Consider the following 21537-nt stretch of genomic DNA (forward strand, 5'->3'; position numbering starts at 1 on the left):
GAAACTATACTTCCATGATTATTGGTAAAATCATTGGACGTCGTTTTGTTTTCTCGTATAAGAAAGGTTGCAACGTATCTGTAATTTCGTTCTTAATTTCAGACCATTGCGTTGTTTTTTGTTCCATTACTTTGTTTAAGTGGCGTGTTAGGAGGCCTTGAGCTTCTCCGATTAGATTACCGGATTCACGCATATAGATGAAACCGCGTGAGATAATATCAGGTCCTGCCATGACACGGGAATTTTTCATATCAATAGATACAACGACGATTACGAGGCCTTCTTCGGAAAGAATGCGACGATCACGAAGGACAATATTACCGATATCGCCAATGCCGCTACCATCGATATAGACGCTTGCTGCATGGATTTTACCAGCAACATGAGCTGTTTCACTCGTTAAAGCAAGGACATCTCCGTTTGCCATAATGAAGCTGTTTTCTTCTGGAACACCACATTCTTCTGCAGATTCAGCATGAATTTTTTGCATTCTGAATTCCCCGTGAATTGGCATAAAGAATTTAGGTTTCATCAAACGGAGCATTAGTTTTTGCTCTTGTTGACCACCGTGACCGGAAGTATGGATGTTGTTCACTTTACCGTGAATAACTTCTGCGCCAGCTTGATAAAGTAAATTGATTGTGCGGTTAACACTCGTTGTATTACCAGGAATTGGGGAAGACGAGAAGACTACCGTATCGCCTGGTTGAATTTGGATTTGACGGTGCGTACCGTTAGCAATTCTAGAAAGAGCCGCCATTGGTTCACCTTGACTCCCTGTACAAAGGATCGTCACATTTCCAGCGGGTGTTTTGTTAAGCTGATGCACATCAATAAACGTATCTTTTGGTGCTTGAATATAACCTAATTGTTTACCGATTTCCATAGCAGATTCCATACTACGACCGAAAACAGCAATTTTACGGCCAGTTTCGATGGAGGATTCTACTACTTGTTGTAAACGATAGATGTTGGATGCAAAAGTAGCGAAGATGATTCGGCCTTCTACATCGCGGAAAATATTTTTAATACTTTCGCCAACGACACGCTCACTCATGGTGAAATTCGGTACTTCAGCGTTTGTACTATCAGATAATAAACAAAGAACGCCTTCTTTACCAATTTCCGCCATTTTTGTAAGGTTGGCTGGTTCGCCTACTGGTGTGAAATCGAACTTGAAGTCACCTGTATGAACGATGTTACCAGATGGAGTTTTGACAACAATACCATACGTATCAGGAATACTATGTGTTGTACGGAAGAAAGAGATACTTGTTTTTCTGAATTTAAAAACGTCATCTTCTTCATATTCATAAATTTTGGTTTGACGAAGCAAGCCATGTTCTTCTAATTTGTTACGGATAAGTGCACTCGCAAGTTTCCCAGCGTAAATCGGGATGTTAAGATCGCGAAGTAGGTAAGGAACGCCACCAATGTGATCTTCATGACCATGGGTGATAAAAAGTCCTTTAATCTTATCTTTGTTTTTAACTAGGTAACTGTAGTCAGGAATAACATAATCAATCCCTAGAAGTTCGTCTTCTGGGAACTTGATACCTGCATCAATTAGAATAATTTCGTCTTGAAATTGTACGCCATATGTGTTTTTACCGATTTCGCCTAGTCCACCAAGGGCGAAAACAGCTGTCTCATTATTTTTTACAAATTTCATATAGGCTTATTTTTCCCAGAGCGCGAAGTCTGGGTTTTCCTTTTCATAAGCTAAGTGAGCATCACTAATTTGTTCAACAAATTCGATGTGGAAAGGCTCATCTTTTAAAAGTTGGCGTACTTTTACTTGGCTTTCCGCTTCTACGTATAGTGATTGTGTTTTTTCGCGTACTGGTGTTTCTGTCAGTGTTTCTTGATAAAATACTTTAAAAATCATGTTTTTCTCTCCTTAAAATTTAAGTTTAGTTTTTAAAAATAGATTTTCTAGTCGAAAATCTTATAATTATTCAATAATCATTGGCCTGCTTTCAGTTGTGGACTTAGTAGCAAGCGGATATGGGTGCACGAGATACTAACAATTAGGCATAAAAAAGACAAAGAAAAATTACCACAGACTAATGTATAAAATAGCTGTGCACGTATGTTAAATTTCTTATCCGTTATAATTGCATACCTTTATTTTGGGAATTTGAAACAAATTTCCGAGTAAAAGATGTAATTATAAGCTTTTTTTCACGTTCCATTGTCGTTCTACAAATGTTCATCCGATCTATATCCTTCATTCTAATATACCATAAATCGAGATAATTGCTACTAGAAAGTATAATTAATTTTGTCAACCCTTTTATCATGTGGATTTTCTGCTATAATTTAAAGTAAGTGATTTAAAAATGGATAGAGGATTGAGGCGTTTAATCGATGAGTAAAATTGTGTTTTTTGATGTAGATGGCACGCTTGTGGGCGAAACAAAAGAAATTCCTGAATCAGCCAAACAAGCGATTGCTAAATTGAAAGAAAATGGCATTTATGTAGCCATTGCAACGGGTCGAGGCCCATTTATGCTCGACGAAATTAGAAAAGAACTGGATATTAATTCTTATATTTGCTATAACGGGCAATATGTTATTTTTGAAGGCAAAGAAATTTATGCTAAACCTTTACCAACAGAATCTTTAGAACGGCTAATTACAGTTGCCTCTGAGCATGAGCATCCAATTGTTTTTTCTGGAAAAGACTCGATGCGTGCGAATTTGCCTGATCATGACCGCGTTACAATAGGAATGAATTCTATTAAAAGAGACTATCCTAAAGTTGATGCAAATTATTATAAAGGCCGAGATATTTTCCAATGCTTACTTTTCTGTGAGGAGTCGTATGATGCTTATTACCGCGAAGAATTTAAACAATATGGATTTTTGCGCTGGCATGATGTTTCAGTAGATGTTTGTCCAGCAGACGGTTCTAAAGCGGAAGGCATCAAACAAATGATTAAAAAACTAGGCTTTTCGATGGAAGATACGTACGCATTTGGCGATGGGCTGAACGATATCGCGATGCTTCAAGCAGTCGGAACTGGCGTTGCAATGGGAAATGGGCGTGATGAAGTGAAAGCAGTTGCTGATTATGTCACGGATCATGTCGATGAAGATGGCGTCTATAAAGCGTTAGAACATCTAAAATTAATTTAAAACAAAAGCGAGACCACTTATTTTACGGTGGTCTCGCTTTTTACTGTTACTCGAGTCTGTTCCATTTTTTGTTTAACGAATTTGAGTTGGGCGACGATAATAATACTAATAATTACAAGCAAGTACCAACTCGTGATTTTCGAAACATGTACTGGGCGCCAAGCAACAAGCTGGTCAGGATAAGCCCAAGCGCCGTAAAAACTGGCGATATTCTCAGCAAGATAAATAAAGAATGCAATACATAAAAAAGAAAAAGATAAAGGCATTTTGAGCTGAGTAGCGCTAACTTTAAAATAAACATAGGTTTTTCGGAACAAAACGAGTACTAAAATAATCAAAACCCAACGAAAATCAGGAATAAAATGATGCGTGAAAAAATTAGCATAAATTGCGATACAAAGGCCGCTTACCAACCAAATGTTTGGCCAGTTTGTCATACGAAGATCAAACCTTTTCCAGGCCTGACAAATATAACTCGCCACACTTGAATACATAAAGCCGCTATAAAGTGGAACGCCGAAAATTTTCATTAAGCCAGGTTCCGGATAACTCCACGAACCCATATGTACCTTATAAATTTCAAGTCCGAGCCCGATAATATGAAACACCATAATTACTTTCAGCTCATCCCACGTTTCGAGTCCAAACTTTATCAACAAAATCTGCGCTACAAGACAAATGATTAACAACAAGTCATAACGCGCGATAAATGGAATATCAATCAACTTTGTTAGTGCGAGTGAAATAAAAATAATGCCAGGAAAAATACAACAAAGTGCTTGCTTCCAAGTAAAAACCCAAAGTAAGCGGAAAAATTTCATAAAAAAACCTCTTCTCATGATTTTCTCTAGTTTACCAAATAATACTAAAGAAAAGGATAAGAAAAGGTTAAAAAAGTTCATTTTGGCGATTTATATTTCTAAATGGCGCTTCATTTTCAAATTCTAATGGTTGGGTGTCAAGTTTTTCGAGTAAAGCGCGAACCCGATGTTGCCCGTTTTGCAGTAATTCATGTAGAATTTCACGTGAATAAGGGATGTTCGCAACCAAATAATGCTCCGCCTGTTTCGTTTTCGCAAAGTGGTTGGGATAATCTGCGAGCCGTCCAATTTCCTCCAAAGTCAAAAAAGGCATATCAACTGGAAGTACCAAAAAATGAGCTTTCTGATAAGCCTGCGATTGAACCATCACCGCATAAAGTCCACCAAGTGGCCCGAAATCAGTGAATTCTTCTTGGTCGGGAATAATTTGAATCGCTGTTTCTGCGCGGAAAATCTTGACTAGCTTTAGATAAATTTCACGGTTTGCCGATATAAATACCCGCTCGCAAAGTGGCATCAATTTACTCGCCGTTAGTTCGACCCACGTTTTTCCAGTTGCCTCATCCTGAAAAAGTGCTTTTGGTTCCCCGAAACGGCTAGAACGTCCACCGGCTAATATGATGCCAATGTTAACTTTTTCGTTTTTCAAGTCGTCCATCTCGCATAACTAAAATTTCTTCGGTCATCATTTCAGCTTCCGAGGCATAATGCGTCACAAAAATAACCGGAATATGGAAATCCTTCGCCATTTGTCCGACTAATTTCATACAAATCAATCGTGTTTCTTCATCTAATCCGTTGAAAGGTTCATCTAGTAAAAGCAATTTAGGTTCGGTAATCATCGCACGTGCCATCGCGACACGTTGCTTTTCGCCACCAGAAAGTTTCTGAACAGAAGAATAAAGTAAGTGGGAAATTTGTAGATAATCACTCATTTTTCGTACTTGTTGTTGAATTTCTGCTTGCTCTTTTTTCTTCTTTTTCTTCACTTTTAAGCCAAAAGCGATATTTTCATAAACGTTCATATTTGGAAATAAAGCGAGATTTTGGAATAAGTAGCCTACTTTTCGCTCTGTAACTGGAAGATGTAGTGAGATACTGGAATCGTCCCACGGGGTGCCGTCAAATTCAATAATGCCGCCATCAATGCTCTTCAATCCGCTCACACACTGGAATAACGTTGATTTGCCAGAACCGCTCGCGCCCATCATTGCTGTCACTGGTTTTTCAAAAGTATAATCAATATTTAAATCATGAAAAGGAAGTTTCTTATGAAATTGTAGTCGCAGCATCGTTACATCCCCCTCGTTAAATTACTTTGACGCACGGTTAAAACGTGAATCACAAGTAAGGCAAATACGCCAATAATGACGTTAATTAGCCCAAGATAAATTGCTGTCCGCATATTGCCTTGCTGCACCATAAAGTAAATACTAGAAGCAATCGTATCGGTTTTTCCTTCAATATAACCCGCTACCATTAAACTCGCTCCAAATTCACCCATCGCCCGGCAAAAACTAAGTAAAACGCCAGCTAAAATAGGTTGCCAGCAATTCGGTAAAATAACTTTGGTGAAAATCTGTTTTTTATTCGCTGAAAGAGTCTCTGCTGCCCATACAAGTTCGTGATCAATCGATAAAAATGCTGACTTCAATCCTTGATACATAATCGGTAAAATAATAATCGTCGTCGCAACAATAGCGCCACTAAGGGAAAAAATAAAACTAAAGTCAAATGTATCCCAAAGCACACCGCCGATAAAGTCATTACGGCCAAGAACATTCAGTAATACTAAACCAACCACAGTTGGCGGTAAAACTAGCGGAAGTAAAATTAAAATCTCCACTAATAACTGAAAACGCGATTTTCGCCCCGTAAAATAATAACTAAGTGGCAACATCGTCATAAATGCGAGAAACGTAGAAATAGTGGCAACAAGTAATGTATGCCAAACAGATGTAAACATAAATCTCCTCCTGAACAGCCCTTTAGTACTTCTATTATTATCGTTCTCTCTGGTATAAAATGTCAAACTTAAGTACAATGTAACTAAATAAAAAAGGGGGATGAACGATGAAAAAAATAGCTTTAGTCATAACTTGTGGATTATTACTACTTTTAACGGCCTGTGGGGATACATCCGAGAAAGAAAAAACCACAACAATACATATTTCAGCAGCGGCTAGTTTGAAAGATACGATGGATGATGTAAAACCACTTTTTGAAAAAGCGAACCCAACTATTAAATTATCTTTTGACTTTGGTGGCTCTGGGCAAATTCGCGAACGTGTCGAAAGTGGTGCACCAATTGATGGCGTTCTTTTAGCAAGTAAAAAAGATGCAGATACATTAAGTAAGCAAAATCTAGTAGAAGATACGAAAGAATTCGCGGGGAATGAACTCGTCTTAATTGAACCGAAAAACGCCAATCAGACGACAGATACGAATTTAGAACAATTACTGAATGATGCGAGCAAAATTGCTATCGGTGACCCGGATTCTGTTCCAGCCGGCGCCTATGCCAAGCAAACCCTAGAAAACATAAATCTTTATACTACCGAAAAAGCAAAACTTGTTCTTGCAACGGATGTGCGCCAAGTTTTATCCTATGTAGAAGCAGGAAATGCGGACGCTGGGTTTGTGTACCAGACAGACGCTTTATTAAGTAAAAAAGTACAGGTGAAAGCGAAAATTGACGAAAAACTGCATGATCCTATTGCATACTACAGCGCACAAGTAAGCGATTCAGAGAAAAAAGAAGCAACAGCCACATTCCTTGATTTTATGAATAATGCTGAAGCGCAAAAAATACTGAAAAAATACGGATTTAAGGCCGCTAACTAAGGAGAAGTCGCTTTACTTTTTAAAACGAGAAAACTCCTGTATATTGGTACTAAAGAAAACGCATACATGATTTGTAGAAGGGAAGTGCGCCCAGATGATTGAAAAGAGAAATACCATTAGAATGGAACAAGCAAGAGAAGTTTTATGTAACCAAATAACACATCTTCCGGTAGAGCGAAAAAACGTGACAAAGGCGCTAAATCAGGTTTTACAAGAACCGATTTTTGCGCCATTTCCAGCACCGTATTTTCGACGTTCTGGTTATGATGGCTTTGCAATTACAGAAGCGGATGACGGGAATTATCCAATTACTTTACGCGTTGTGGCAGAAGTTCCGTGCGGTGAAACATATGACAAACCGCTAAAACAGGGCGAAACAGTCCGAATTATGACAGGAGCCAAAGTACCAGACAATGCTTCAAAAATTATTATGCTAGAACAATCCAGAGAAGCTAGTAACGAAAATGAAATCGTGTTAATCAATACACAAAAATCAAGTAACATTACAGAAATCGGCGCAGAGTTTGCGAAAGGAGATTTGTTGCTTGATCGGGGGCACACTTTAAATGCGGGTTCTATAAGTTTACTCTCTTCATTTGGCATTCATGAAGTACAAGTTATTCGGAAGCCAAAAGTAGCAATTTTATCGACGGGTAGCGAACTTGTTCCTGCGGGTAATCCGCTTCCGGACGGGAAAATTTATAATAGCAATCAGCCATTACTCGAAAATCTGCTAACCGTGCATCATGCGGAAATATGTGCTGCTGAGCAACTGCCCGACAACTACGAAGACACGAAAAAAAGATTGATTGAGCTGACTGATATAGCGGATTTAATCGTTACTACTGGTGGCGTTTCCGTAGGTGATTTTGACTTTATGGCGGATATTGCTACACAAGAAGCAACATTACTTTTTAATAAAATTCAAATGCGACCAGGTAGCCCGACAACTGGAATGTGGTTGAATAAGACACTCATTATCGCACTTTCTGGAAATCCCGGCGCATGTTTTACTGGTTTCTATTTGTTAGTAGAGCCAGTTTTAGCAACGTTAATGGGCAAAGATGCAACCGCAACGATCCACGTTGGTGCAAAAATGGCGAGCGATTACACGAAAAACAATGGCTTTGATCGATTTTTACGCGGAACTTATCGTTTATCTGATGAGGGAGAATACTTGGTCGAACTGGTCGGCAGTGATATGTCGAGTGCTCTCGGGAATCTCCATCTCACCACTTGTTTATTTAAAATCCCGCGCGGCCAAGTCGGGAAATTAAAAGGAGAAGAGGTCGAAGCATGGCTACTATCCTCCAAATAATCGGCTTTAAAAATAGCGGGAAAACAACCTTGCTTAATGCTTTAATTCGAGCGAGCCGCAAAGAAAACTACTCGGTTTCGGCGATAAAACATGATGCGCACGACTTTTCCGTCGATCATGCCGGAACGGATTCCTACTCTTTTCAAGAAAATGGTGCGGAGGCGGTTGTGATTGCGAATTCAAGGCAATATGCAGTGATGGAACAGGCGGGTATCGATTTAAAAACAGCCATCCAAAAACTACCGAATTCTGATATTATTTTAGTGGAAGGCTATAAAGAAGGACCGTTTCCTAAAATCATTTTAATTCGAGAAAAAGCAGAAATCGACCTTTTAAAAAATAGCAAAGCCGTCCATAAAATCGCCACCCATAACCCAGCCTTAAAAGAAGAAGCAATTTTTATTGGTGAGGAAAAAGCTTTAAATGCATTTGCTGAAAAGCTAATCAAGGAGTTTTTACAATGAATTATATCGCATTACAACATGAAAAAATCGAAATCGGACCACTGTCTGACAAACTAATCAATAAAAATCATGGTGGAATCAATCTGTTTGTCGGTACGATTCGCGAATGGACAGGTGAGATTCAAACAGAAGAAATTTGTTACACTTCCTACGAAGAAATGGCGCTTAAAGAATTAAACAAGTTAGCCAGAGAAGTAGAAGCAAAATGGGATGCGGATGTTGTTATCGTCCACCGATTAGGGCTGTTGCAAATAACCGATATCGCAGTATTTATCGGCGTCTCAACACCACATCGGGCTGCTTGCTACGAAGGTTCGAGATATATCATTGAACGTTTGAAAGAACGGGTACCTATTTGGAAAGAAGAAAAAGATGTCGATAAAACAAGGTGGGGTGGAGTAAATGTTGACAACGGTTAAATTTTTCGCTTTTTTAGCCGAGAAAACACATCAAACAGAAGTAAAATTAAATTTACAGCAATGTCAAACAGTTGGTGAAGTTCGCGAAGTCATTAGTAGTGAGTTTCCTGAAATTGCTGTTGATTTGGCGACATGTATGCTAGCAGTCAATATGGAGTTTCAGCATGACGAGGACCTTTTGCCAGAAGAAATAATAGAAATTGCAGTAATTCCGCCAGTTAGCGGTGGATAAGGAGGGGACTAGATGGAAAAAGATGATTTAACCCATTTTAATGATGAAAAACGTGCGAAAATGGTCGATGTCACAAGTAAATCAGAAACGAAGCGCCGCGCCATCGCCAGAGCTACCATACATATGAACGAAGAAACATTAGCGCGTATCCATGCTGGTAAAATTGCTAAAGGAGATGTTCTAGCTGTTGCGCAAGTGGCTGGCATCATGGCGGCGAAAAAAACAAGCGAACTCATCCCGATGTGCCATCCCATTATGACAACAAAAGCAGATATTTCTTTTGAAGATGACGGAAAAACGGCACTAACGATCACATCGGAAGTCGTAACTGTTGGGAAAACGGGCGTAGAAATGGAAGCTCTCACCGCAGTCACGATTGCAGCATTGACCATTTATGATATGTGTAAAGCAATGGATAAAGGTATGCGGATAGAAAAAACGTATTTAGTCGAAAAAACCGGCGGGAAAAGCGGGACATTTAAAGCAGAAGCGTAACTATTTTGTAGGATAGGAGTTTTGTTTTATGCAATTATTAAAGGATAAATTTGGGCGGGTACACGATTATATTCGGATTTCAGTAACAGATCGGTGTAATTTAAGGTGCGTGTATTGTATGCCCGAAGAAGGCCTGACATTTTTGCCTCATGAAAAAGTACTATCCAAAGATGAAATTGTCAGCTTTATGGAGTTAATGGTGAAATTCGGCATCAAAAAAGTGCGCATCACTGGTGGAGAGCCATTACTTAGAACCGATATCGTGGAAATTGTTCGTGGGCTTGGAGCGATTCCTGAAATAGAAGATATTTCGATTACAACCAATGCGATGTATTTAGCGAAAAAAGCAGAGGCATTGAAAGAAGCTGGGCTAACACGTGTTAACATTAGTTTGGATTCCCTACACGCAGACCGTTTTCAAGCAATTACTCGCGGAGGTCGTTTACAAAAAGTACTCGATGGCATTCAAAAAGCAGAAGAAGTTGGGCTATTTCCAATTAAGCTTAATGTTGTCCTGATTAAAGGGCAAAACGATGATGAAATAACTGATTTCCTGAAGTTTACAAAAGATAAAGATATTAATATTCGTTTCATTGAATATATGCCAATTGGTCATGCTGGTACGAGCTGGAAAGAAAAATATTTGTCGCTTGATAAGATTTTTGAGGCTTGCGATGAAGCTTCCTATGAATATGAGCCAGTCGATTCGGTTCGAGGAAATGGCCCTTCCGAAAATTTTCGCATCAAAGGAGCAAAAGGAACATTTGGTGTTATTCATCCAGTTAGCGCTCATTTTTGCGATAGTTGCAACCGACTCAGACTAACAGCAGACGGTTATATTAAAGCCTGTTTATATTGGGATGAAGAAATGAATATTCGGCCCTTTATCCATGAACCTGTGAAACTGATGCAACTTGTGCAAAAGGCCATCGATAATAAACCGGAAAATCATGAAATGGCGTTAAAATTACAAGATGAAGTGCAATCTAACAAACCAACTTGGCGGCGTATGAGCCAAATTGGTGGATAAATAAAAGATCCGGCCGCGTATATGGCCGGATCTTTTATTTTCGTCGTTCCGCAATTAAATGTGGCAATTCAGGGATAATCAATTTTTGAACCGCGAGTTGGCAAGCATTACTTGATCCAGGTAATGCAAAAAGCAGTAAGCCACTTTCTGAAAAACCAGCGAAGGCACGAGATACCATCGCACGGCTCCCAACTTCCTCGTAACTAAGCATCCGGAAAATTTCACCAAACCCAGGAATTTCTTGCTGAATCGTTGCGAATAATGCTTCATAAGTAACGTCGCGTTTAGCAATGCCGGTACCACCATTTGTGATAAGACAAAAGGACCCGTTAGCCGCTAACTCGTTTATTTTTTGCTGGATGAGTGTAACATCATCAGGAACGACGACCCGCGAAACCACCTCATGCCCAGCGGTTTCTAAGGCAGATTGAATCAGTTGGCCACTAGCATCCGTATCCAAATTTCTTGTATCACTAATCGTCAAAATACTACAAGTTACCTTGATAAACGTTTTTTGTTCCATAATTGCCTCCTTTAGTTAAAAAATAAGTGATATATTTTCTTGGCTTCTGTTATATTTTCTGTCCCATGAAGCAACACACGCCCATTTTTAAAAATAACAAATTGGAACGTTTCGTAATGGAAACTGAGTAAAGCGGGATTTTCTTTGTACGTAATTTTCCGTTCTGTTAACAGTTGTTTGATTTCGCGGTAATTGCTTTTATTTGGCAAGCGAAATTGTACCGTATCCCGTCCACAAAGGGCAATCGTTTGCTCGGAAAAAGGGACTTCTGAAATTGCTTTTCCAGTTGTGCAACTAGGACAGTCGGGGTGTTTTTTGATTTCAAGCGACCGGAAAGTAAATTGCCAATTATCTAGTTGATAGTATGTATTTGCAGCAAAATCAGGTTTTAAAATCATTTGTGTAAGTAAGGAAACTTGCATGCCAGCAACGATTGGAATCAGTGCGCCATCGACACCAATAACATCGCAACTTGCCGCATTTGTTTGAGGAATATCACCAAGTAAACAGTGCAAACAAGCAGAATCAGGCGGAATAATCGGCATAAGATTCGCATAATTACCGGCACAAGAAGTGAAAATCCACGGAATTTGATGAATAAAACAAAACTGGTTTAAAAATTCGCGTGTCATAAAATTATCGGTACAATCTAGTATGTAATCGATGGTTCCGGCATAAGGAGTTAAACTTGTCGCGTTTGCATCACCAACGATATATTCGATTTCAATCTCGCTATTAATCAATCGTAACGCTTTAGATGCCGCATACGCCTTTGCTTGTTTGTCTAATGCATCTTGTTCCGTGAAAAGCGATTGGCGCTGTAAGTTACTTAGTTCCACATAGTCACGATCAATTAAAATTAACTTTCCAAAACCCATCCGCGCACAGATTTCAGCGGCATAAGATCCAATTGCGCCAACGCCAACAATCAAAATCGTTTTTGTGAGCAATTTTTCTTGACCGGCTTTTCCGATGTTTTTAACGCGCATCTGTCTATCATAACGTTCCAAGTTCCCACCTTCTTTCCAGTTTATTTTACCAGAAAAACACATAAAGCGCTTACTTGTAGCGTTTTAATTTATTCTTGAAATCTTGGTATAGCATCTTTATAATGAAAGAAAAAAATAGAGGTGCTAACTATGAAACAGCGCGTAGAAACAGAAAAATTTTATCCGGCTTATCCAGTTTTTGTATTAACGTATTTGAATGAGGTTGGAGAACCACAAATGTCAACGGGGTCATCATCGTACACATTAGGAGATAGTATCGTTATCGGCGTGTCAGCAGAAAGCAATGCCAGTAAAAACTTACATGCTGGCCAAAAGCTTGCAGTCAATTTTCCAAACACAGAGCAGTTAGGCCTAATTGAACAAGGCGGATTCTCATCAGGAAAGCGCAACGATAAAATAAAAGTTCATCAAATCGAATTAACCAAAAGTGATAATGGGGGAGTAGCTTACATAGATGCGTGTCCGATTGTTCTCGAATGCACCGTAACTCAAACAGTTTCAGACGCGGACTATCATACAATCTTTGCTAAAATCGATACGCGACTATTTGAAAAAAATTTGCTGGATTCAGATGGTCATTTTATTCACGAAGAACTTGATTTAGTGCTATTCTCAGGCGATGCAAATGAACGTAAATTTAGACAGTTGGATACAAAAATAGAAACAGTTGGTGGTCATTCATAGAGACAAAAATCCCCGCAGGATATTGCTTCCTGCGGGGATTTATTCATTTTAACCAAATACGTCCACATCTGGTGGCAAGTAGGATGGATTTTCTTTATTAATATGATCATAAAACATAATTCCGTTCAAATGATCGATTTCGTGTTGAATAACAATCGCTGGATAATCTTTAAAACGTAATTTAAGCGGTGTACCATTTTCGTCAAAAGCATCGATTGTCACACGTTCACTGCGCACGACGTAGCCCGGAACTTCGCGGTCAACGGAAAGGCAACCTTCACCACCGGAAAGACAAGCTTGTTGCACAGAGTGGCTACGAATTTTTGGATTATAAAGCACATAACTATAAAGACGATCTTTTTCATCATGTACATGAATAGCTAGGAAACGTTTCGTTACAGCGAGTTGTGGAGCTGCAATTCCAACGCCACCACGTAAACCATATTTTTCCGCCAACTCTTCATCTTGACTGTTAATTAGGAATTCGAGCATATCGCGACCTAATTTTTTTTCTTCATCTGAAAGCGGGAAAGTCACTTCTGTCGCAACTTCTCGAAGCGCCGGATGACCTTCTCGTACAATATCGTCCATTGTAAGCATGATTTGATTCTCTCCTGTTCTTTTAATAACTTACCTTTATTTTAACAAAAGAACGAAAAAAATGGAATGAAAGATTACTGTTCAGGAAAAAAATGGCAGTTTTGTAGGCCTAAAGACATATTTGTTAAAAAAGAGAAAGTTTTAAAAGCGAACGATAATTTCTTTTTAGTTAATAATGTTCGTTTAATACAAATGATGAAAAATTTTATATGTTTGTGAATTCACAAACTAGATAGAATTGTTAGATGAAAACTTGAAATAGGTGTGATAATGCGAGAGTTGGAATATTATATAACAGTTTGCATCTGTTTCATCTTTTTTTAATACAGAAGTGGAAAGCGAATGATTTAAGTAATAACGCCATTGTAAGCGATAAAATAAATAGAGATTAACTTATTGACTTCATAATCTGGGTAGTGTAAATTAAGAGAGAAGATTAGTGTATTAATAAAATTCTTGTTTTTGAGTAAAACAGAAATTACATTATAATAAAAGGAAAGTTCCTGTTTTTTTATGAAACATTGTGAAAGAATGAATATTTTTTCACAAACTCTTCTAAATCACATGTTTTCAATGAGGATTTTGTGGTAATAACTGGAGAGGCTGCGTAATTAGTTAATAGGAATTTAGAAAAAAGCTTCCGGAATCTGCTTCTTTCTATAGAATAAACTTTTCTTTTTACTACGCTATTACAATTAATACACAATCAGGATGGCAGTTTTAAAAGAAACCATTTAGTCAGGTAAATGACCGGACGAGCGTTACATGAAACGCATACCTAACTAATGATGAATTTGAAACTGTACAATGTGAATGACGAAAGGGTGGATACGAAATGGCTTCTAAAACAAAGAAGGCTATTATCGACGTAAAGAAACAATTTGAGGCTGTTCATAAACAATTTGAATTGGTTCAAATTTTGAATGAAAAAGGAGAAATCGTAAATCCAGATTTAATGCCGGATTTAACAGATGATCAGTTAGTAGAATTGATGACTCGTATGGTTTGGACTCGTGTACTTGACCAACGTTCTATCTCGCTTAACCGTCAAGGGCGTCTAGGTTTCTATGCTCCAACAGCTGGACAAGAAGCTTCTCAACTTGCAAGTCACTATGCACTTGAAAAACATGACTATATTCTTCCAGGCTACCGTGATGTGCCTCAACTTATCTGGCACGGACTTCCACTTACAAAAGCGTTCTTGTTCTCTCGTGGACATTTTGTAGGTAACCAATTCCCTGAAGATTTAAATGTATTATCACCACAAATCATCATCGGTGCACAAATCGTGCAAGCTGCCGGTGTTGCTCTAGGTCTTAAAAAACGTAAAAAAGATGCTGTTGTAATCACTTATACAGGTGATGGCGGTTCTTCCCAAGGTGACTTCTATGAAGGAATGAACTTTGCGGGTGCTTACCATGCTCCAGCGATTTTCGTAGTACAAAACAACAAATTCGCGATTTCTACACCTCGTGAAAAACAATCAGCTGCTGAAACATTAGCTCAAAAAGCAGTTGCAGCCGGAATCCCAGGCGTACAAGTAGACGGAATGGATCCACTTGCAGTATATGCTGTAACTAAATTCGCTCGTGAACGTGCAGTTGCTGGTGAAGGCCCAACTCTAATCGAAACAATGACTTACCGTTATGGTCCACATACACTTTCTGGTGATGATCCAACTCGTTACCGTACAAAAGAACTTGACGGAGAATGGGAACTTAAAGATCCAATCGTTCGCTTCCGTACTTTCTTAGAAGGTAAAGGCCTTTGGAACGAAGAAAAAGAAAATGCTGTTATCGATCAAGCAAAAGAAGAAATCAAAGTAGCAATTAAAGAAGCAGACGCTACACCGAAACAAACAGTGACTGATCTTCTTAAAAATATGTACGAAACACCAACTGCTCCTATCAAAGAGCAACTGGCAATCTATGAAGCGAAGGAGTCGAAATAATCATGGCGCAAAAAACAATGATTCAAGCGATTACAGACGCGCTTGCAGTAGAACTTGAAAAAGACGAAAACGTATTAGTTTTTGGGGAAGACGTTGGTAATAATGGCGGCGTATTCCGTGCAACAGAAGGATTACAAGAAAAATTCGGCGAAGACCGTGTATTTGATACTCCTTTAGCGGAATCCGGTATTGGTGGTCTTGCTATCGGTCTTGCACTTGAAGGCTTCCGTCCAGTTCCTGAAATTCAATTCTTCGGTTTCGTATTTGAAGTAATGGATTCCGTTGCTGGTCAAATGGCTCGTATGCGTTACCGTACAGGCGGAACTCGTACTGCTCCAATCACAATTCGCGCACCTTTTGGTGGTGGAGTTCATACACCAGAAATGCATGCGGATAACTTAGAAGGCTTAATGGCTCAATCTCCTGGTTTAAAAGTGGTAATTCCATCCACTCCATACGATGCAAAAGGTCTTTTAATCTCAGCTATTCGCGATAACGATCCAGTTATCTTCCTAGAACATATGAAATTATATCGTTCTTTCCGTGAAGAAGTTCCAGAAGGCGAATACACAGTAGAAATTGGTAAAGCAGCTGTTCGTCGTGAAGGTACAGATGTTTCTATCATCACTTACGGTGCAATGGTACAAGAATCAATGAAAGCAGCAGAAGCTCTTGAAAAAGAAGGCGTATCTGTAGAAGTTATCGATTTACGTACAATTAGCCCAATTGATGTGGATACAATTATCGCTTCCGTTAAGAAAACAAACCGTGCTGTAGTTGTTCAAGAAGCACAAAAACAAGCTGGTATTGCAGCGAATGTTGTTGCAGAAATCAACGACCGCGCAATCCTTTCTCTAGAAGCTCCAGTTATGCGTGTTGCTGCTCCAGATAGCGTATTCCCGTTCTCTCAAGCGGAAACAGTTTGGTTACCAAATCATAACGATATCATCGAACGTGTAAAAGAAGTTATTGCATTTTAATTGATAATAACCGTTTTAAAACTTATGGGGAGTTTTAGAAGGGAACGAAATATTTTTATACTAAGGTTCAGTTTATCTGGACCTTAGAAATTACAGGAGGCTTAATAAAATGGCATATTCATTTAAATTACCGGATATCGGTGAAGGTATCCATGAAGGTGAAATCGTTAAATGGTTTGTACAACCAGGCGATAAGATTGAAGAAGATGAGTCCCTATTTGAAGTACAAAACGACAAATCAGTGGAAGAAATCACTTCTCCAGTTTCAGGAACAATTAAAGAAATCAAAGTTGCTGAAGGTACAGTTGCGACAGTTGGACAAGTACTAGTAACATTTGATGGCGTAGAAGGTCACGAAGACGACGCTGAAGAAGAAAGCGCAGCACCAAAAGCAGAATCCACAGAATCAACTCCGGCACCGGCTAAAGCTAGCGGGAAAGGAATCTTTGAATTCAAATTACCAGATATCGGTGAGGGAATTCATGAAGGTGAAATTGTTAAATGGTTTATTCAACCGGGCGATAAAGTAGAAGAAGATCAATCCATTTTTGAAGTACAAAACGACAAATCTGTCGAAGAAATTACTTCACCAGTAGATGGAACGGTTAAAGATATTTTAGTAAGCGAAGGAACAGTAGCAACAGTTGGTCAAGTATTAGTAACATTTGAAGGCGATTTTGAAGGAGAAGCTAATCATGAATCTACTCCAGAATCCCCAGCAGAAGAAGCTGAACTTACAAACAACGATGCAACTTCCGCACCAGCAACAGGTGGAAACGGAACTCCATCATCTAAAAAAGATCCTAATGGCCTTGTAATTGCAATGCCTTCTGTACGTAAATATGCGCGTGAAAAAGGCGTTAATATTGCTGAGGTAGCAGGCTCTGGTAAAAACAACCGTGTAATCAAAGCAGATATCGATGCTTTCCTAAACGGCGAACAACCAGCTGCAGCAACAACTTCTGCTCAAACAGAAGAAAAAGCATCTGCACCAAAAGCAGAAAAAGCTGCTGCAAAACAACCAGTTGCAAGCTCCGATGCTTACCCAGAAACACGCGAAAAATTAACACCAACTCGTCGTGCAATTGCAAAAGCAATGGTAAACTCAAAACATACAGCTCCACACGTTACTTTAATGGACGAAATCGAAGTAACTGCACTTATGGCTCACCGCAAACGTTTCAAAGAAGTGGCTGCCGAAAAAGGTATCAAACTAACTTTCTTACCTTATATGGTGAAAGCTCTTGTTGCAACGCTTCGTGACTTCCCAGTGCTTAACACAACTTTAGACGATGCGACGGAAGAACTTGTTTACAAACATTACTTCAACGTTGGTATCGCAGCAGATACAGACCACGGTTTATACGTACCAGTAATTAAAAATGCTGACAAAAAATCCGTATTCCAAATTTCTGATGAAATCAATGAACTAGCTGGAAAAGCACGTGATGGTAAATTAACTGCTGACGAAATGCGCCACGGTTCCGCAACTATCTCTAATATCGGTTCTGCCGGCGGACAATGGTTTACTCCAGTAATTAATTACCCAGAAGTTGCTATCCTAGGTGTTGGTCGTATTGCTCAAAAACCAATCGTAAAAGATGGCGAAATTGTAGCAGCACCAGTACTAGCTCTTTCCTTGAGCTTTGACCACCGTGTAATTGACGGCGCAACTGCTCAAAAAGCAATGAATAACATTAAACGTTTATTAAACGATCCAGAATTATTACTAATGGAGGTGTAACAAAATGGTAGTAGGCGATTTTCCAGAAGAAAGAGACACCATAGTCATCGGTGCAGGCCCAGGTGGGTATGTAGCCGCAATCCGAGCTGCACAACTCGGACAAAAAGTTACCATTATTGAAAAAGAATATTACGGCGGCGTGTGCTTAAACGTTGGATGTATTCCTTCTAAAGCACTTATCACAATTGGTCACCGTTTTAAAGAAGCTGGACACTCTGATAACATGGGTATTACAGCGGACAACGTGAACTTAGATTTCACAAAAGCACAAGAATGGAAAGGCGGCGTAGTTAACAAGCTTACATCAGGTGTTAAAGGCCTTCTTAAGAAAAATAAAGTAGAAATGTTAGAAGGAGAAGCGTTCTTCGTGGATGATCATTCCTTGCGTGTGATTCACCCTGATTCCGCTCAAACTTATACATTCAACAACGTAATCATTGCAACAGGATCTCGTCCAATCGAAATCCCAGGTTTCAAATATGGTAAACGTGTATTAAGCTCAACTGGTGCACTTGCACTAACAGAAGTTCCGAAAAAATTAGTCGTAATTGGCGGCGGATATATCGGAACAGAACTAGGTGGAGCATTCGCTAACCTTGGTACAGAACTAACTATCCTTGAAGGTGGTCCAGAAATCTTACCAACATACGAAAAAGACATGGTTTCCCTAGTTAAACGTAATCTGAAAAGCAAAAACGTTGAAATGGTTACTAAAGCACTTGCAAAATCTGCTGAAGAAACTGAAAACGGCGTTAAAGTAACGTATGAAGCTAATGGTGAAACAAAAACTATCGAAGCTGATTATGTTTTAGTAACAGTAGGTCGTCGTCCAAATACAGACGAAATCGGTTTAGAACAAGCTGGCGTTAAAGTAACAGAACGCGGTTTAGTAGAAGTTGACAAACAAGGTCGCTCGAACGTTTCTAACATTTTCGCAATTGGTGACATCGTTCCTGGTGTTCCTCTAGCTCATAAAGCTAGCTACGAAGCAAAAATCGCTGCTGAAGCAATTGCTGGCGAAAAATCTGAAAACGACTATACAGCACTTCCAGCTGTTGTTTTCAGTGATCCAGAACTTGCAACAGTTGGTTTAACAGAAAAAGAAGCAAAAGAAAAAGGCTTTGATGTAAAAGCTGCTAAATTCCCATTCGGCGGTAACGGTCGTGCACTTTCTTTAGATGCACCTGAAGGATTTGTTCGTCTAGTTACTCGTAAAGAAGATGGCCTCGTTATCGGCGCACAAGTTGCCGGAATGAACGCTTCTGATATTATTTCAGAAATTGGCTTAGCAATCGAATCAGGCATTACAGCAGAAGACATCGCGCTTACTATCCATGCTCACCCATCACTTGGAGAGCTTACAATGGAAGCAGCCGAACTTGCTTTAGGTCGCCCAATTCACATGTAATCAACACAAAGCGGAGATACTCTTTACGGGTATTTCCGCTTTTTATTTCTTATCATAAGTGTATATTTTCACAAAAATAATTTTTAGTTCATTTTTTGAAATATTTAAAGTACCAGTTTTAGAAAAAAAGGAGTATAATGTAACAAGTGAACGTGATAAGTCAAATCTAATTGAATCAGGTGAAAAAATGGAGAAACAAACAGCAACGTGGAAGAAAGCTCTATTTTGGTTTGCGTATGTAGTAGCAGGAATTTGTTTTGTATTGACAATCGTAGCCTTTGGAGTAGGATTCTTTCATCATATGCATGATACAGGCGGATGGCGCTCAGTTATTCAAATTCTCGAAACACCAATTACAGGCTTCATAAAAATGACTGGTGGCTATATCGGTAAAGGGATTTTAGAAGTAATTATTCTTATTATCGTCAGCTATGTACTGCCAATCTTCTTCTGTTTTGCAACGCATTATTTAAAAGTGAAACGACGTGAAATGGCTTAAAATAAGATTATTTTGTAAAAAGCAAAGCGAATAGGCGATGCTTTTTATTTATGTGGTCAAGTTATTTTATTTTTGCCTCCGAAGCGTGCTAAAATAACAATAGAAGACTTGATGAGGAGGAGATGCATAATGCCATCCAAGAAGAAAAAAATTGTCGTTATCGGCAGAAGCAATTTACAAAATCTCTATATTCATACAGTCCTTTTAAAAAAACTACCTGCTGAGATATACTTAATAGATGACCAAGCGAAATCGAGTGTGCAAGATTTTGACTATGCGAGCTACTATCATGAAGCGGCCACCATTCATACAGGCACATTCAATGATTGTCGCAATGCGGATATTGTCGTCTTTTTTCAAGAAGAGCTGTCGAATGCCTCTTTTTCGAGTGAAGATAACGTTACGCTGATTAAAGAAAAAGTGAATAAAATGATGGCGACCGGCTTTCAAGGGATTGTTTTAGTCGCAACTGCCGAGAGTAATGTCGTTGCCTCATTAATCAAACGTTTTTCCGGCTTACCAGCAAATCAAATTATCACACTTGGTACGATGCTTGCGACGTCTTATTTTCAAGTAGAAATTGCTAAATTATTTAAAATCAGCCCGAAAAATGTGCATGGCTATATCATTGGCGATAACTCGGCTGATGTTATTCCGGTTTGGAGCAGAGCTTTTCTGGGCGGCAAGCCGATTTTAAGCTATTTAGCCGAAGAACAAAAACGAATCACATCCGACGATCTACAAAATTTAACGAAAATGATGACAAAGATTCCCGATTTCCCATTTGAAAATAAAGATGGCTGTACTTTCCGTTTCAGTACCGTAACTGTTCTTGCCGAATTAACCGAAGTCATTTTACGCGATGAAGCAAGCGTTTTAACAGTTGGTGTGGAAGTGAAAGAAGCATACGGATTGGATAAGCTGGTTTTCATTAGTGTTCCGGCCGTCATTGGGGCAGAAGGAGTCAGGGAATTACTTGAGTTAAATTTATCCGATGATGAACAAAAAGAATTAAAACAAATCGCCGAAAAAACCACCGAGAAATTGGACGTATTGCAACTTAACAAAGGAGGGATTCGTTAATGGAATACAGTTATCCACTAAATCCAGACTGGACAACCGAAGAAATGACGATTGTTGTACAATTTTTAGAAGCTATTGAACGAGCATATGAAAAAGGTATTGATACGCAAGAACTCAAAGAAAAATATCGCGCGTTTAAACAAGTAGTACCTGCCAAAGGGGAAGAAAAACGCATCGGAATGGACTTTGAAAATGTGAGCGGCTATTCGGCCTATAGAGTCATGCAACTCGTGAAAAACGCAACTACAAGCAAAATAAAAATGCAGCCATAATCTAAGAGGAGGAATTTTT

25 protein-coding genes are annotated in these 21537 nt (G+C 39.0%); 16 read left to right on the forward strand and 9 right to left on the reverse strand.

All coding sequences use genetic code 11. The features are described 5' to 3' along the window. Positions 1 to 4: 4 nt before the first annotated feature. Positions 5 to 1672, reverse strand: a complete 1668-nt coding sequence (rnjA, locus tag HCB49_RS03760) for a ribonuclease J1 (RefSeq protein ID WP_003722651.1) — start codon at positions 1670 to 1672, stop codon at positions 5 to 7. Positions 1673 to 1678: 6 nt separating this feature from the next. After that, positions 1679 to 1888, reverse strand: coding sequence for a DNA-directed RNA polymerase subunit epsilon (gene rpoY, locus HCB49_RS03765; protein ID WP_185391067.1), 210 nt, complete (start codon positions 1886 to 1888; stop codon positions 1679 to 1681). Positions 1889 to 2370: 482 nt separating this feature from the next. On the opposite strand from rpoY, the gene HCB49_RS03770 reads away from it, so the two are divergent. Then, positions 2371 to 3141, forward strand: coding sequence for a Cof-type HAD-IIB family hydrolase (locus HCB49_RS03770; protein ID WP_185604142.1), 771 nt, complete (start codon positions 2371 to 2373; stop codon positions 3139 to 3141). Positions 3142 to 3158: 17 nt separating this feature from the next. On the opposite strand, the gene HCB49_RS03775 is transcribed toward HCB49_RS03770, so the two are convergent. From HCB49_RS03775 to HCB49_RS03790, 4 genes are all read right to left on the reverse strand, one after another. Next, positions 3159 to 3962 (reverse strand): DUF817 domain-containing protein, encoded by an 804-nt coding sequence (locus HCB49_RS03775; RefSeq protein WP_185604143.1) that lies wholly within the window; start codon positions 3960 to 3962, stop codon positions 3159 to 3161. A 67-nt stretch (positions 3963 to 4029) separates the two neighbouring features. Further along, positions 4030 to 4611 carry a molybdenum cofactor guanylyltransferase gene (locus tag HCB49_RS03780; RefSeq protein WP_185604144.1) on the reverse strand — a complete coding sequence of 194 codons (582 nt, stop codon included), beginning with the start codon at positions 4609 to 4611 and terminating at the stop codon, positions 4030 to 4032. Beyond that, a complete protein-coding gene (locus HCB49_RS03785; protein WP_003730112.1) occupies positions 4592 to 5254 on the reverse strand; it encodes an ATP-binding cassette domain-containing protein in 663 nt (220 codons plus the stop codon). The genes HCB49_RS03780 and HCB49_RS03785 overlap by 20 nt, the downstream gene beginning before the upstream one ends. A gap of 2 nt (positions 5255 to 5256) precedes the next feature. After that, a complete protein-coding gene (locus HCB49_RS03790) occupies positions 5257 to 5928 on the reverse strand; it encodes a molybdate ABC transporter permease subunit (protein ID WP_185604145.1) in 672 nt (223 codons plus the stop codon). A 107-nt stretch (positions 5929 to 6035) separates the two neighbouring features. On the opposite strand from HCB49_RS03790, the gene modA reads away from it, so the two are divergent. The 7 genes from modA (at position 6036) to moaA (ending at position 10764) form a co-directional block, all read left to right on the forward strand. Continuing rightward, on the forward strand, positions 6036 to 6806 hold the full coding sequence (modA, locus tag HCB49_RS03795) for a molybdate ABC transporter substrate-binding protein (protein ID WP_185604146.1): 771 nt from the start codon (positions 6036 to 6038) through the stop codon (positions 6804 to 6806). Between the two features lie 94 nt (positions 6807 to 6900). Next, positions 6901 to 8124 (forward strand): molybdopterin molybdotransferase MoeA, encoded by a 1224-nt coding sequence (locus tag HCB49_RS03800; protein ID WP_185604147.1) that lies wholly within the window; start codon positions 6901 to 6903, stop codon positions 8122 to 8124. Further along, positions 8103 to 8588 carry a molybdopterin-guanine dinucleotide biosynthesis protein B gene (mobB, locus tag HCB49_RS03805; protein ID WP_185604148.1) on the forward strand — a complete coding sequence of 162 codons (486 nt, stop codon included), beginning with the start codon at positions 8103 to 8105 and terminating at the stop codon, positions 8586 to 8588. The genes HCB49_RS03800 and mobB overlap by 22 nt, the downstream gene beginning before the upstream one ends. Beyond that, the gene (locus tag HCB49_RS03810) at positions 8585 to 9007 is read left to right on the forward strand and encodes a molybdenum cofactor biosynthesis protein MoaE (protein ID WP_185604149.1); all 423 of its coding nucleotides are present in this window, start codon (positions 8585 to 8587) and stop codon (positions 9005 to 9007) included. The genes mobB and HCB49_RS03810 overlap by 4 nt, the downstream gene beginning before the upstream one ends. Further along, positions 8991 to 9239, forward strand: coding sequence for a molybdopterin converting factor subunit 1 (gene moaD, locus HCB49_RS03815; protein WP_185480152.1), 249 nt, complete (start codon positions 8991 to 8993; stop codon positions 9237 to 9239). The genes HCB49_RS03810 and moaD overlap by 17 nt, the downstream gene beginning before the upstream one ends. 12 nt (positions 9240 to 9251) lie before the next feature. Then, positions 9252 to 9734, forward strand: a complete 483-nt coding sequence (gene moaC, locus HCB49_RS03820; protein WP_003725558.1) for a cyclic pyranopterin monophosphate synthase MoaC — start codon at positions 9252 to 9254, stop codon at positions 9732 to 9734. Positions 9735 to 9762: 28 nt separating this feature from the next. Next, positions 9763 to 10764, forward strand: a complete 1002-nt coding sequence (gene moaA / locus HCB49_RS03825; RefSeq protein WP_185480151.1) for a GTP 3',8-cyclase MoaA — start codon at positions 9763 to 9765, stop codon at positions 10762 to 10764. Between the two features lie 34 nt (positions 10765 to 10798). Here the strand turns inward: moaA and HCB49_RS03830 are convergent, their stop codons facing one another. After that, positions 10799 to 11287: a MogA/MoaB family molybdenum cofactor biosynthesis protein gene (locus HCB49_RS03830; protein WP_185604150.1), complete on the reverse strand. Its 489-nt coding sequence runs from the start codon at positions 11285 to 11287 to the stop codon at positions 10799 to 10801. Between the two features lie 11 nt (positions 11288 to 11298). Next, on the reverse strand, positions 11299 to 12297 hold the full coding sequence (locus tag HCB49_RS03835) for a ThiF family adenylyltransferase (protein WP_185604151.1): 999 nt from the start codon (positions 12295 to 12297) through the stop codon (positions 11299 to 11301). A gap of 129 nt (positions 12298 to 12426) precedes the next feature. On the opposite strand from HCB49_RS03835, the gene HCB49_RS03840 reads away from it, so the two are divergent. Beyond that, positions 12427 to 12981, forward strand: coding sequence for a flavin reductase family protein (locus HCB49_RS03840; protein ID WP_185604152.1), 555 nt, complete (start codon positions 12427 to 12429; stop codon positions 12979 to 12981). Positions 12982 to 13029: 48 nt separating this feature from the next. Here the strand turns inward: HCB49_RS03840 and def are convergent, their stop codons facing one another. After that, positions 13030 to 13581 carry a peptide deformylase gene (gene def / locus HCB49_RS03845; RefSeq protein ID WP_008947424.1) on the reverse strand — a complete coding sequence of 184 codons (552 nt, stop codon included), beginning with the start codon at positions 13579 to 13581 and terminating at the stop codon, positions 13030 to 13032. Positions 13582 to 14416: 835 nt separating this feature from the next. On the opposite strand from def, the gene pdhA reads away from it, so the two are divergent. The 7 genes from pdhA (at position 14417) to HCB49_RS03880 (ending at position 21518) form a co-directional block, all read left to right on the forward strand. Further along, the gene (pdhA, locus tag HCB49_RS03850) at positions 14417 to 15532 is read left to right on the forward strand and encodes a pyruvate dehydrogenase (acetyl-transferring) E1 component subunit alpha (protein ID WP_003722679.1); all 1116 of its coding nucleotides are present in this window, start codon (positions 14417 to 14419) and stop codon (positions 15530 to 15532) included. A 2-nt stretch (positions 15533 to 15534) separates the two neighbouring features. After that, positions 15535 to 16512 (forward strand): alpha-ketoacid dehydrogenase subunit beta, encoded by a 978-nt coding sequence (locus HCB49_RS03855; protein WP_185391082.1) that lies wholly within the window; start codon positions 15535 to 15537, stop codon positions 16510 to 16512. 109 nt (positions 16513 to 16621) lie between these two features. After that, complete coding sequence (locus tag HCB49_RS03860; RefSeq protein ID WP_185604153.1) at positions 16622 to 18256, forward strand: dihydrolipoyllysine-residue acetyltransferase; 1635 nt, start codon at positions 16622 to 16624, stop codon at positions 18254 to 18256. Positions 18257 to 18260: 4 nt separating this feature from the next. Beyond that, entirely contained in the window at positions 18261 to 19664 is a 1404-nt protein-coding gene (gene lpdA, locus HCB49_RS03865; protein WP_003722682.1) for a dihydrolipoyl dehydrogenase, read from the forward strand. A 187-nt stretch (positions 19665 to 19851) separates the two neighbouring features. Then, on the forward strand, positions 19852 to 20163 hold the full coding sequence (locus HCB49_RS03870) for a hypothetical protein (RefSeq protein ID WP_185396142.1): 312 nt from the start codon (positions 19852 to 19854) through the stop codon (positions 20161 to 20163). Between the two features lie 129 nt (positions 20164 to 20292). Next, the gene (locus HCB49_RS03875; RefSeq protein ID WP_185604154.1) at positions 20293 to 21246 is read left to right on the forward strand and encodes a Rossmann-fold NAD(P)-binding domain-containing protein; all 954 of its coding nucleotides are present in this window, start codon (positions 20293 to 20295) and stop codon (positions 21244 to 21246) included. After that, the gene (locus tag HCB49_RS03880; RefSeq protein WP_185391085.1) at positions 21246 to 21518 is read left to right on the forward strand and encodes a UPF0223 family protein; all 273 of its coding nucleotides are present in this window, start codon (positions 21246 to 21248) and stop codon (positions 21516 to 21518) included. Before HCB49_RS03875 ends, HCB49_RS03880 begins: the two co-directional genes overlap by 1 nt. The last annotated feature ends 19 nt before the right edge of the window (positions 21519 to 21537 follow it).

Source organism: Listeria cossartiae subsp. cayugensis, from assembly GCF_014229095.1.
In the GTDB taxonomy this organism is placed as follows: domain Bacteria; phylum Bacillota; class Bacilli; order Lactobacillales; family Listeriaceae; genus Listeria; species Listeria cayugensis.

Excerpts from the sequence above, each read along its gene's own strand:
- lpdA (WP_003722682.1), top strand. The coding sequence starts at position 18,261 with ATGGTAGTAGGCGATTTTCCAGAAGAAAGAGACACCATAGTCATCGGT.
- rpoY (WP_185391067.1), bottom strand. The coding sequence starts at position 1,888 with ATGATTTTTAAAGTATTTTATCAAGAAACACTGACAGAAACACCAGTA.
- HCB49_RS03775 (WP_185604143.1), bottom strand. The coding sequence starts at position 3,962 with ATGAAATTTTTCCGCTTACTTTGGGTTTTTACTTGGAAGCAAGCACTT.
- moaD (WP_185480152.1), top strand. The coding sequence starts at position 8,991 with ATGTTGACAACGGTTAAATTTTTCGCTTTTTTAGCCGAGAAAACACAT.
- moaC (WP_003725558.1), top strand. The coding sequence starts at position 9,252 with ATGGAAAAAGATGATTTAACCCATTTTAATGATGAAAAACGTGCGAAA.
- HCB49_RS03810 (WP_185604149.1), top strand. The coding sequence starts at position 8,585 with ATGAATTATATCGCATTACAACATGAAAAAATCGAAATCGGACCACTG.
- HCB49_RS03880 (WP_185391085.1), top strand. The coding sequence starts at position 21,246 with ATGGAATACAGTTATCCACTAAATCCAGACTGGACAACCGAAGAAATG.
- HCB49_RS03840 (WP_185604152.1), top strand. The coding sequence starts at position 12,427 with ATGAAACAGCGCGTAGAAACAGAAAAATTTTATCCGGCTTATCCAGTT.
- def (WP_008947424.1), bottom strand. The coding sequence starts at position 13,581 with ATGCTTACAATGGACGATATTGTACGAGAAGGTCATCCGGCGCTTCGA.
- rnjA (WP_003722651.1), bottom strand. The coding sequence starts at position 1,672 with ATGAAATTTGTAAAAAATAATGAGACAGCTGTTTTCGCCCTTGGTGGA.
- HCB49_RS03870 (WP_185396142.1), top strand. The coding sequence starts at position 19,852 with ATGGAGAAACAAACAGCAACGTGGAAGAAAGCTCTATTTTGGTTTGCG.
- modA (WP_185604146.1), top strand. The coding sequence starts at position 6,036 with ATGAAAAAAATAGCTTTAGTCATAACTTGTGGATTATTACTACTTTTA.
- HCB49_RS03855 (WP_185391082.1), top strand. The coding sequence starts at position 15,535 with ATGGCGCAAAAAACAATGATTCAAGCGATTACAGACGCGCTTGCAGTA.
- HCB49_RS03830 (WP_185604150.1), bottom strand. The coding sequence starts at position 11,287 with ATGGAACAAAAAACGTTTATCAAGGTAACTTGTAGTATTTTGACGATT.
- HCB49_RS03860 (WP_185604153.1), top strand. The coding sequence starts at position 16,622 with ATGGCATATTCATTTAAATTACCGGATATCGGTGAAGGTATCCATGAA.
- HCB49_RS03875 (WP_185604154.1), top strand. The coding sequence starts at position 20,293 with ATGCCATCCAAGAAGAAAAAAATTGTCGTTATCGGCAGAAGCAATTTA.
- HCB49_RS03790 (WP_185604145.1), bottom strand. The coding sequence starts at position 5,928 with ATGTTTACATCTGTTTGGCATACATTACTTGTTGCCACTATTTCTACG.
- pdhA (WP_003722679.1), top strand. The coding sequence starts at position 14,417 with ATGGCTTCTAAAACAAAGAAGGCTATTATCGACGTAAAGAAACAATTT.
- moaA (WP_185480151.1), top strand. The coding sequence starts at position 9,763 with ATGCAATTATTAAAGGATAAATTTGGGCGGGTACACGATTATATTCGG.
- mobB (WP_185604148.1), top strand. The coding sequence starts at position 8,103 with ATGGCTACTATCCTCCAAATAATCGGCTTTAAAAATAGCGGGAAAACA.
- HCB49_RS03770 (WP_185604142.1), top strand. The coding sequence starts at position 2,371 with ATGAGTAAAATTGTGTTTTTTGATGTAGATGGCACGCTTGTGGGCGAA.
- HCB49_RS03800 (WP_185604147.1), top strand. The coding sequence starts at position 6,901 with ATGATTGAAAAGAGAAATACCATTAGAATGGAACAAGCAAGAGAAGTT.
- HCB49_RS03785 (WP_003730112.1), bottom strand. The coding sequence starts at position 5,254 with ATGCTGCGACTACAATTTCATAAGAAACTTCCTTTTCATGATTTAAAT.